We start from the raw sequence: 10,337 nt of genomic DNA, 5'->3' as shown, positions 1-10,337 counted from the left end.
ATCCGTGACCAGGGTATTCGACAGCTCAAGAATATTCGGTGCGCGCCGACTGCCCGCAACTGGAAACGCAGTTCTTATGTTTGGTCGGGTATGTGCCTACTAAATCTCTTGTGTCGGCACTGTCAGAAGAAACTTATTGAGGCGGGCAGGGCGAGCACTTAGCGTCGCAGGATGACAAAACGCAGCCCTTTTCGCTGCTTCAAGACGAGCCCCGAGATCATCCGTCTGGCCGTCATGATGTATGTTCGGTTTCCGCTTTCGCTTCGCAATGTTGAAGATCTTTTGCACGAGCGCGGCATCGAGATCAGCCACGAAACTGTGCGTTATTGGTGGAACAGATTTGGCCCGATATTCGCGGCAGAGATCCGCAGAAACAGGGTCAATCGGATGCGATCTTATTCGAACTGGCAGTGGCATCTGGACGAGGTCTTCGTGAAGATCAATGGCGAGACGCACTACCTGTGGCGGGCTGTGGATCACGAAGGCGAGGTGCTGGAAAGTTATGTGACCAAGCGCCGTGACCGCAAAGCTGCGTTGAAATTCCTCAGAAAATCAATGAAACGCTACGGTCAACCTGAATCCATCGTGACGGAAAAACTGCGGTCTTATGGCGCGGCGATGAGAGTTGTCGGGAACGGTAGTCGGCAAGAGACCGGCCGCTGGCTGAACAATCGGGCCGAGAATTCCCATCTGCCATTTCGACGACGAGAATGTGCGATGCTCCGCTTCAGGCAAATGCGATGTTTGCAGAAGTTCGCCGCAGTTCATTCATCCGTCCACAACCATTTCAATCAGGAACGCGCCCTCTACAGCAGAGACAATTTCAAGCTCAACCGCGCCGCTGCTCTCTCCGAGTGGCGCCAACTTTGTTCAGCATAAGTTCCGGCATTTAGGGGTAAACAGAGACTGGTTCGAATTCGTCTGACAGCACCCTGAAATTCCTTAAGAAATTGATGAAACGGCACGGTTGCGCCGAAGAGGTCGCGACCGACCGTTTTGCATCCTACAAAGCAGCGCTCAGAGATTTGGGTGCTCTCGAAAAACAACAGACGGGAAGGTGGCTCAACAATCGAGTTGAGAACTCGCACCTCCCATTCCGACGACGAGAACGCGCGATGCAGCGGTTCAGGCGGATGCGAAGTCTGCAGAAGTTCGCCGCTGTTCATTCTTCCGTCAACAACCACTTCAACCAGAAAAGATCGCTAGCCAGTCGAGACACCTTCAAGCTGACCCGCACCGCCGCTCTTGCCGAGTGGCGTCAACTTTGTTCCGGATAGGTTCGCGGTTTCCGCGGCAAACTGAGACTGGTTCGAATTAGTCTGACAGCACCCTGAATCACGTTTGAGAGCGCTTCACCAAACAAGACGGGTGTTGATGAGTCAGGGCCGCATGGGCGGGAAGTGGTCATTCGCTGCGCTCGAGGCCAAGGTCTGCTTTGCTGCGCAATGCCGACAATCGTCGCGGCCTAAAAGAAGTTCTCTAAGCACCGATACAATCGCTGCTTAGCATTTCAAGCTGTATGCGAAACGGCGCCTCCACAAACGGTCACGGCAATGCGCGCATTTGCTAATTGGTTTTCCTCAATCGAAAACAGGTCCTGTTCGAGAATGGCAATGTCGGCCAGATATCCCGACTTCAGACGGCCCTTTTGATCCTCGTTGAACTCCAGCCAAGCATTGTCATGCGAATAAGCGGAAAGCGTGGCCATAAGGCTTTGACGGTTGTCCTGCCAGGGCGATGGCAGCTCATTGCAGTTTACCGCTCCGGCAATCGTCATCATTGTGTCGACGGGAACGACTGGCCAATCCGTCGAAAAACAAATCTTGGTGCCACTCTCGCGTATTTTGTTCCACGCAAACGCAAAAGGGATTTGCTCGGTTGTCAGAATGTCTCCGGCCGAATAGGGAGAAAACAATCCTCCTGCGGGTGAATGCAATGGTTGAAGAGAGGCAACGACGTCGAGGGCTGCCAGCCGGGGCAGATCCAAGGGGTCTATCACCTCGATATGCTCGATCCGGTGTCTGGAATCCCGTGCGCCGTTGGCACTGCGCGCTGCCTCGTAACCGTCCAGCGTGCGCCGAACGGCACCGTCGCCAATTGCGTGCGTGCTGAGTTGCAACCCCATTGCATCGGCGCGAATGCAGGCTTCGTTAAAGTGTTCGGCACTGAATACAGCATCGCCGAGGCTTTCCGGCTTGCCCGGATATGGCGCGAGCATCAGTGCTGTGTAGCTGTCCAGCACGCCATCCATGAACATCTTTACGCGCCCTGACCAAACCATATCCGACGCAAAGCGACGGCGCATTTCATCGGCCTCTTCCAACCGATCCAGAGGGTCGGTGTTCTTGAGGTGCATGGGCACCTGAACACGGATCGGAAGGCGCCCCTCGGCCTCAAGTTCACTCAGCAGCTCAAGTTGATAGAAGTTGCCGTCCATATTGTGCAACCCCGTGATCCCGTGGGATGCGCAGTGCTTCAGGCCACGCAGTATGACTTCCTTGTCAAAGGCGCGTTCCTCTGGTGTTGCGGGCGGCACGGGGTCCGCTCCTGTAACATACCCCAGAAGATCGCGCCCTCCCAGTTGCGACAGGCGCAGGACAGGGCCAAAAGCACCGGTTTCGTTCAGTTGACCTTGTGCGGTACCATCCCCAGCCATCACGATTTCCGAACCGGGGGGAACGACGCCGCCGTGAAGAATGCCCGCCTTTTCAAAGGCAATTGTGTTTGCCCAGACGGTGTGGTGGTCGGCCGACATTAACGCAACGGGGCGCTCGGACAGGATGCGATCCAGATCTTGCCGTGTCGTTGTGACGCCGGGGCCAAGAATTTCGTAATCGGCGGCGACCCCCATAAGCAAAGGTTCGTCGGGGTGCTCGGCCGCAAAGGCTCGCAATACGTTTGTCAGAGCATTCGCGCCCGTCGTTTCGCGCAGGTCCAGCATGCCCAACTCGGCCGCTCCACCGAAAAGGTGGACATGGCTATCAATAAAGCCTGGCATGACGGTGCCGCCCGCAGCGTCGATGATTTTGGTTCCATTCCCAGCCAGAGTACGGATGTCGTCGGTGTTTCCAACAGCCACAATTATGCCGCCCTGAATGGCCAGGGCCGAAGCCTTCGGCGTGGCGTCGTCAAAGGTCAGGAGAGAACCGTTGAGGATTATCAGATCAGGTGTTGGCGACATGCGGCCTCTTGTGTCTGTAATGGTTTGAACTACTCAAGCGCGCGAATGATTGCTTCGCAGGCACGCACGGCATCGTGGCTAAAGGACTGGATCAGATAGTCGGGCCAGCTGGAAAGCTTGACGATAACCACGTCCGCGGTCAGGTCAATGAAGATCAGTTGACCAAAAACTCCGCGCGCCATGAACACGCCGCGCCTCGGGTCGTGAACCCACCAGAACCTTCGGTATGCCCCTTGAGGGGACAGCACGTCATACGGGTCACCGTGCTTTGAAGTGTCCGCACCCGAACAAATCCCCGAAACCCAGCTTTCCGGCACTACTTGTCGGTCACCGACCTTGCCACCATCAGCCATCATACGGCCAAAGCGGGCATAGTCCCGAAGAGTTGCGTTGAACCCGCCGTCAGCGAGTGCTGTCTTGGCGTCGTCTACGGTGAAAAAGCCCGAATGCACGCAGCCAATCTTTTGCCAGATCCGGTTGGACAAGAGCGAAGCAAGGTCTTCGCCGCTCACACGTTCCAAGGCCCAGGCGATGACATCCGTCTCAATCGAGCGGTAAGAAAACGCCTGCCCATGGGGTCTTTCCCGGGGCAAAGTTAGAATAACATCCCGAATGGTAGGTTTGATTTCTCCCTTGCGAACCGGGCGCCAGCCCGACGCCACATCAACGCGTGTCATGTCACTGTCCGGAAGGCCATAATCCTCGGTAAAGCGCACGCCGGATTGCATATCGAGCGCCTGATCCACAGTGCATCCGGCATAGCCGGTCCCAGCAAGTTCCGGCACGATATTGTCAAGCGGCTCCCAGAGGTCCAGCTTGCCTTCACGGTGAAGCACACCGGCCAGAGAGCCGATCAGGGATTTGGAGACAGATTGCCCCAAATGTGCGGTGTCCGGAGTAAAGTCGTTGGCATATATCTCGGTTAAAAGCCGGTTGCCTTTCAACACTAGGAAGCCATCCGTGTAGCTCTCAGTCAGCCAGTTCCCGACCGATAGTTGGCGGTCGTCAAAGGCCTGAAACTCAGTATCCAGCAGGTCACGGGGCGCCTGCATCAGTTCCCGGGGATTCGGGCCCGGACGAACATCGACCGTAGGAAACAGACTACGCATGTTCTGGAAGGTCCAGCGGTTGAACGGGGCGAGGTCCCAGTTCTCGAGAGACGGGCGTTTCTCAGGCGGGGGCGGGAAACCCTGCATGATGCCGATCTCACGCGCTGTTTTGGGCCTGGTGCCGGATTTGCTGTTTTGCATTTTCCATGCTCCCGCAAGGCGACCCAAACAGGGGCCGCAGTCAGGTTAAAAAAAACTTTGGAAGGGGTCGGCTCGACCAGAGATGGGCCGACCACAGGTGACTTTTAAGTTTATTGCTTAAGGCGGGTCCAAACCTTGTTGTACAGGTCCACAACGTCTTGGTCGCAAGGCTTCACAAAGTCGGGTACCGGTGCCCCTGCAGGCATCACGATTTCAGGCGCGTCGAGCATCTCGGCATCCATGAATGCCTCGGAACCTTTGATCCCGTTGGCATAACGCGCAAAGTTCGAAGTCATTGCAGCGTTTTCCGGGTCCATCATGAAGTTCACGAAGAGCTTTGCGTTTTCCATGTTGGGCGCGTCGGCAAGAACCGCGACGTTATCCATCCATCCGGTGAACCCCTCCTTCGGATAGGCGTACTGCAATGTCGGGCGATCCGCCCGGGCGCGCATGGCCGCGCCGTTCCAGCTTTGCGACAGGTCCACATCTTTCGACGTCAGCTTTTCGATTACCGCATAATCCATGGTGCGCCAGTCACCCTTGGCATTTTCGAGCAGTGCCATCAGCTCTTTCATCTGATCGGGATTAGAGTTGCAGCGCGGATAGCCGAGGTAGCGCAGGCCGGCGTTGATCACATCATTCATGTCATTCAGCATGTTGATACGGCCCTTAAGCTCTTCGGGCGTATCGAAGATCAGGCCAAGCGTGTCTATGTCACCGCTGTAGACCGCGCTGTCGACCGTAAAGCTGGTCGTACCCCACTGATATGGGACCGAATACTTGCGACCCGGATCCCAGTATACATCGACCCAGTTCGGGTCCATGTTCTTGAAGTTGTCCATTTCGGAAGCGTTGATCTCGGCCAGTAAGCCTTCGCCGACCATGATCGCGATCATGTAGTCGCCAGGAACAACAACATCATAGCCGGTGTTGCCCTCTTTGACCTTGGCCAGCATGGTTTCATTGCTGTCATAGCTGTCCAGCGTGACCTCAATATCGTATTGGGCTTCGAATTTCTCGATCATCTCGGGGTTGGTGTAGTTCCCCCAGTTATAGATGTTCAGTTTGCCTTCGGCATGCGCTCCTGCCGCGCTGAGCGCCAGGGCCGAGATGGCTGCGGCTTTGAGAAGAGTGTTTTTCATTTTGTCCTCCGTTGAGATTGATGGCGTCCCGCAGCAGCGCGGGTTTCTTGTTATTTTCGTTTGCGTTGCAGAAAGAAGGTCAGGGCGACCATGGCTATGGTCACTCCGATCAGGATGGTCGAAACGGCGTTGACCTCTGGCGTTACGCCGCGACGGATTTGGCCCAGAATATAGATGGGCAAGGTGGTTTCACCCGGTCCGGCCACCAGAAGCGTGATGATGACGTCGTCAAGAGAGACTACAAAGGCCAGCATCGCCCCGGCCATAACACCGGGCATCAAAAGAGGCAGCGTCACATAGCGGAATGTCTGCCAGTTCGTCGCGTACAAATCGGCGGCGGCGGCTTCGTAAGTCACGGACATATCTGATAAACGTGCGCGGATCGGCATGTAAGCAAAGGGCACGCAGAAAACTGTGTGGGCGAGGATCAGCCAGCCGATCCCGGTAACACCCGTGAGCTGGCGCAGGATCGAAAAGAAGGCCAGCGTCGCAATCGCCGTGACGATCTCGGGGATCATCAGGGGCTGGTTTATGAGCGCAGTAGCCGCAGAACGGCCGCGATAAACACTGCCGCGCGTTGTCGCCAGTGCAGCCATTGTGGCAATGATGGTGGAAAACATGGTCGCGGTGAGAGCGACCTGTACCGAGATCATTGCCGACCGTCGGATGTCATCGTTTTCCAAGGCCGCCGTGTACCAGCGCAAGCTGAACTCGGTCCAGCGCACAACGGAGCGGTTATCGTTGAACGAGAACACGACCAGGACGGCAATCGGTGCGTAGAGGAACAACAGAACCAGCCAGGACATGCCGGTGAACAGGGGTTGCCGGCGCAGTTCGCGCGCGTCTGTCGACGGCCGGAAGAGTGACGACAGTTTAGCCATGTCCACCCTCCTTCGAAGCACCTGCCCGCAAGCTGACAAGAAGCGCGATTAACACGACTGCCATGAGGATCAGTGCAGCAGCGGCGCCAAAGGGCCAGTTGCGGCCCGAGCCGAACTGCAGGGCAATCAGGTTGCCGATCATCAGTTTCTTTCCACCGCCGAGCAGTTCCGGCGTGATGTAGGCCCCAAGCGCCGGGATCAGCACAAGAACGCAGCCCGCGGCAATGCCTGGACGGGTAATCGGTATAATGATGTGCCGGAACACCTGCGTGCGTGTGGCATAGAGATCATGCCCTGCCTCAAGCAGCGAAAAGTCGAACTTCTCCAGCGAGGCATAGATCGGGAGGATCATGAAAGGCAGGTAGCTGTAGACCAGCCCGGCCAGTACCGCGCCATCGGTGTACAACATCTCGATCGGCTCGCTGATCAGGCCGATGTTCATCAGCGTCAGGTTCACAAAACCCTCGTCCCGTACGATCAGAAGCATCGAGTACGTACGGATCAACAGGTTCGTCCAAAACGGCAGAGTGATGGCGAACAGCCAGAAATTTCGTTGTTCCTGCGGACGGGCCGCAATGAAGTAAGCCACAGGAAACCCAAGGATCAGGGTTCCAATCATAGTGGTGATGGCAAGACCAAAGGAACGCCCGAAGATCTGAAGATAGGCGCTGTTAAAGGTCAGCGTGTCATCAAAAATATCCCGCTCGAACAGGAACTGCACATAGGCGTCGTAAGAGAACGTCCATTCAACGCCGCCATAGGTCCCGGGTTCAAGGAACGAGTAAACCAGGGCGATAGAGAGCGGGAACAGTCCAAAGATACCGATAATCCCGAGCCCCGGGGCCAGCAGGAAAAGCCGCGTTCTGCGTCTTTGACGCGCGCGCTCGGCCTGCGCCGCAAGCAATCTCGACGCGGCGTCCGGCTGCGGGATATGTGCAACGCCGGCCATCAGTCTTCCAGCACATGCAGCATGGAGGTGTCACATTCGAGCCCGACGCGCGATCCGACGGGGCGCGGAGTGGAAACCTGGACGTGAACACTGACACCATCTTCCAGCCGCACAAGCATTTGCGACCCGGCTCCGAAGTAGGTGCTGTCCACGACCTCGCCACGCAAGAGCGCTGTTTCGGCACTCTCCTCGACCACACGGATCGTTTCGGGGCGCAGAGCGACATGTACGGGGCCCGGTTCGAGCAAGGTGCTGGCAGTGTGAATCGTGAGTGGTTTGCCTTCGCCAAACCGGATTTTTGCCGCGTCTCCGTCAAAGCCAAGCAACGTAGCGTTTACGATGTTGGTGTCCCCAATAAAATCCGCGACGAACCTGCTTTTCGGGGCTGTGTAAATCTCTTCCGGTGTGCCGACCTGACGTACCGAGCCTGCCGACATCACAGCGATCCGGTCCGACATCGCCAGTGCTTCCCCCTGGTCATGCGTGACAAACACAAACGTAATGCCTGTCTCATGCTGCAGTCGCTTCAACTCGCTCTGCATTCCTTTGCGAAGTTTCAGGTCCAGAGCAGAAAGGGGTTCGTCCAGCAGCAGAACCTTTGGGCGCGGCGCCAGTGCGCGCGCCAAAGCCACGCGTTGCTGTTGCCCGCCTGACAATTGATCAACCCGGCGCGTCGCAAACTCGCCCAGCTGCACCAGGTCCAGCATCTCGGTGATGGTGCTGTCGATCTCGGCTTTCGGCCTTTTCAGCATCTCAAGGCCAAACCCGACATTGCGGGCCACACTCATGTGCGGAAACAGGGCGTAGTTCTGAAACACCGTGTTCACGGGCCGATTGTTGGGTGCCAGATGGCCAATCGACTCGCCGTCCAGCGCTATTTCGCCTTCGCTTGGAAGCTCGAACCCGGCGATCAGCCGCAGTAGTGTTGTCTTGCCACAACCTGACGGGCCCAAAAGCGTGAAAAAGCTTCCTTCGGGAATGGTCAGCGACACGTCCTCCAGAGCCGTCACGGCCGCCTGACCTTCGCCAAAGCGTTTTGTCACATTCTTTACGTCGATCATGGTCTGATCCGGACACCCGCACTTGTTGATTTGTAGAATCAGCTTAGAGCCGGGAGACCTACCCTGTGAATACCTCCAAAGGGCAGTGTGATTTGTACCCCCAAAAGGGTACGACTAATCGTTTGCCGAAAGCAGAAACATTGAAAACAGGGCAGACTGGGAAGATATGTGCAGCTTTCTATAGATGTTCTTGCGATGCACTTTGATCGTCGCCGGGGAAACATCCAGCAAAAGCGCAATGGATCGCGTCGAGTGCCCGCGCAAAAGGAACTGCACGACCTCGATCTCCCGCTGTGTCAAACCTTTGCAAACCTTGTCGATGACCCCGTCGAAATCGACCTCACTCGCGTCGAGTCGGCCTGACGAGGAGTTGCGATGGAAGTGCTGCTCGCAAAGCGCCGACATTATCGGGTGCAGGTCTGTCAACCGTTCGACATCCCGCCGCGTGAACCGGGTTTTTCCCTCGGAAGGACCGAGAGAAAGAAACAAGGTGCCGTTTGCTATTGCCACGAACACCCCGATCTCGTCCGTCAGAAACAGTGATTTGTAGTAGATCCGAAAGTAGTCGGAATTGGCAAACCTGTCCGGTGCAACGTCTCTTAGTACCATCACTGGTTCGTGGCGTTCACCAATGAAACGAACAACAAACGGGTCCAGCAGCCAGGCGCGATCAAGCCATCGGTCGACAACAACCGAGCGGCGCTCCGAACGCACATTGTCATAGACATGTTCGGGCGCTTTTCCCGGGGTCAAAAGGCTGACAAACGCGCCCTTGAACGAAGCTGCCTCGCGCATGAGGTTCAACAATTCCGGCATAAAACTGGACGTGCCTACAGCCCTGATCGCCCCGGCGACGTCTTCCGCGTAAGTTGGCTTATCTGACTTTCCCAAGTATCCCACCTGGCTAAAGGGTGTTTTCTGCCCAATGTGGCTAGCCGGATTTAACTTGGCAACCTTTTCGCGCAGCTATCAGCCGGGAGAGGCGTTTTTTCGCATAGACTTGCTGAATCAATGCTCAAAACATATTCCGATACAAGATTTCAAATGTTGGAGAGGTCCTGTCAGAAGAACTTGGGTTGAGCGGGGCAGGGGTGTTGCTTAGCTTTTGCCCATGACCAATCCTGCCTCTTTCAAGTATTTCAAAACCAGCCCTGAGATCATTCGCCTTGCAGTGATGCTGTACATCCGTTTCCCGCTCTCGCTTCGGAATGTCGAAGATCTGCTGCATGAGCGAGGCATCGACGTGAGCCACGAAACTGTCCGATATTGGTGGAACAGGTTTGGCCCGATATTTGCTGCTGAGATAAGGCGGAAGCGTGTTCAGCAGCTGCGCTCGTTCTCCAAATGGCAGTGGCACGTTGACGAGGTTTTCGTGAAGGTAAATGGTAAGCGGCATTATCTTTGGCGGGCTGTGGATCACGAAGGCGAGGTGCTGGAAGCGGTCGTCACCAAACGCCGAAACAAAGCTGCGGCACTGAAATTCCTCAGGAAATTGATGAAGCGGCACGGCAATGCCGAAAAGATCGTCACCGACCGCTTCGCTTCCTACAAGGCTGCTCTAAGAGAATTGGGTGCTCTCGAAAAACAAAGGACGGGCAGGTGGCTCAACAACCGCGTCGAGAATTCGCACCTGCCGTTTCGAAGACGCGAACGCGCGATGCAGCGTTTCAGGCGCATGCGAAGTTTGCAGAAATTCGCCTCCGTCCATTCCTCTGTCTACAACCACTTCAACCAGGAAAGATCGCTAGCCAGTCGAGGCACCTTCAAGCTGACCCGCGCCGCCGCTCTTAGCGAGTGGCGTCAACTCTGTTCCGGATAGGTTCGCGGTTTCCGCGGCAAACTGAGACTGGTTCGAATTAGTCTGACAGCACCT

At 56.1% G+C, this 10,337-nt stretch carries 9 protein-coding genes and 1 pseudogene; 3 read left to right on the top strand and 7 right to left on the bottom strand.

Annotated features, from left to right (window positions below):
• Positions 1-171: 171 nt before the first annotated feature.
• Both RUA4292_RS05605 and RUA4292_RS05600 read left to right on the top strand, forming a co-directional pair.
• On the top strand, positions 172-879 hold the full coding sequence (locus RUA4292_RS05605; protein ID WP_058276718.1) for an IS6 family transposase: 708 nt from the start codon (positions 172-174) through the stop codon (positions 877-879).
• 50 nt (positions 880-929) lie between these two features.
• Positions 930-1,277 (top strand): annotated as a pseudogene (locus RUA4292_RS05600) (DDE-type integrase/transposase/recombinase); the annotation flags it as partial.
• A 233-nt stretch (positions 1,278-1,510) separates the two neighbouring features.
• Here the strand turns inward: RUA4292_RS05600 and RUA4292_RS05595 are convergent.
• From RUA4292_RS05595 to RUA4292_RS05565, 7 genes are all read right to left on the bottom strand, one after another.
• Positions 1,511-3,181: an amidohydrolase gene (locus RUA4292_RS05595; RefSeq protein ID WP_058276716.1), complete on the bottom strand. Its 1,671-nt coding sequence runs from the start codon at positions 3,179-3,181 to the stop codon at positions 1,511-1,513.
• Between the two features lie 29 nt (positions 3,182-3,210).
• Positions 3,211-4,431: a serine hydrolase domain-containing protein gene (locus tag RUA4292_RS05590; RefSeq protein ID WP_058276715.1), complete on the bottom strand. Its 1,221-nt coding sequence runs from the start codon at positions 4,429-4,431 to the stop codon at positions 3,211-3,213.
• Positions 4,432-4,541: 110 nt separating this feature from the next.
• A complete protein-coding gene (locus tag RUA4292_RS05585; RefSeq protein WP_058276714.1) occupies positions 4,542-5,573 on the bottom strand; it encodes an extracellular solute-binding protein in 1,032 nt (343 codons plus the stop codon).
• A 50-nt stretch (positions 5,574-5,623) separates the two neighbouring features.
• Positions 5,624-6,454 carry an ABC transporter permease gene (locus tag RUA4292_RS05580; protein ID WP_058276713.1) on the bottom strand — a complete coding sequence of 277 codons (831 nt, stop codon included), beginning with the start codon at positions 6,452-6,454 and terminating at the stop codon, positions 5,624-5,626.
• The gene (locus RUA4292_RS05575) at positions 6,447-7,403 is read right to left on the bottom strand and encodes an ABC transporter permease (RefSeq protein ID WP_058276712.1); all 957 of its coding nucleotides are present in this window, start codon (positions 7,401-7,403) and stop codon (positions 6,447-6,449) included. The genes RUA4292_RS05580 and RUA4292_RS05575 overlap by 8 nt, the downstream gene beginning before the upstream one ends.
• A complete protein-coding gene (locus tag RUA4292_RS05570) occupies positions 7,403-8,464 on the bottom strand; it encodes an ABC transporter ATP-binding protein (protein ID WP_058276711.1) in 1,062 nt (353 codons plus the stop codon). Before RUA4292_RS05570 ends, RUA4292_RS05575 begins: the two co-directional genes overlap by 1 nt.
• Before the next feature lie 114 nt (positions 8,465-8,578).
• Positions 8,579-9,355: a helix-turn-helix transcriptional regulator gene (locus RUA4292_RS05565; protein ID WP_145974879.1), complete on the bottom strand. Its 777-nt coding sequence runs from the start codon at positions 9,353-9,355 to the stop codon at positions 8,579-8,581.
• Positions 9,356-9,575: 220 nt separating this feature from the next.
• On the opposite strand from RUA4292_RS05565, the gene RUA4292_RS05560 reads away from it, so the two are divergent.
• Complete coding sequence (locus RUA4292_RS05560; protein WP_058276709.1) at positions 9,576-10,283, top strand: IS6 family transposase; 708 nt, start codon at positions 9,576-9,578, stop codon at positions 10,281-10,283.
• Positions 10,284-10,337: the final 54 nt, after the last annotated feature.

This window comes from Ruegeria atlantica (genome assembly GCF_001458195.1).
GTDB lineage: Bacteria > Pseudomonadota > Alphaproteobacteria > Rhodobacterales > Rhodobacteraceae > Ruegeria > Ruegeria atlantica.
The sequence above is the reverse complement of the archived record's forward strand: the minus strand, read 5'-3'. Positions and strand labels throughout refer to the sequence as shown.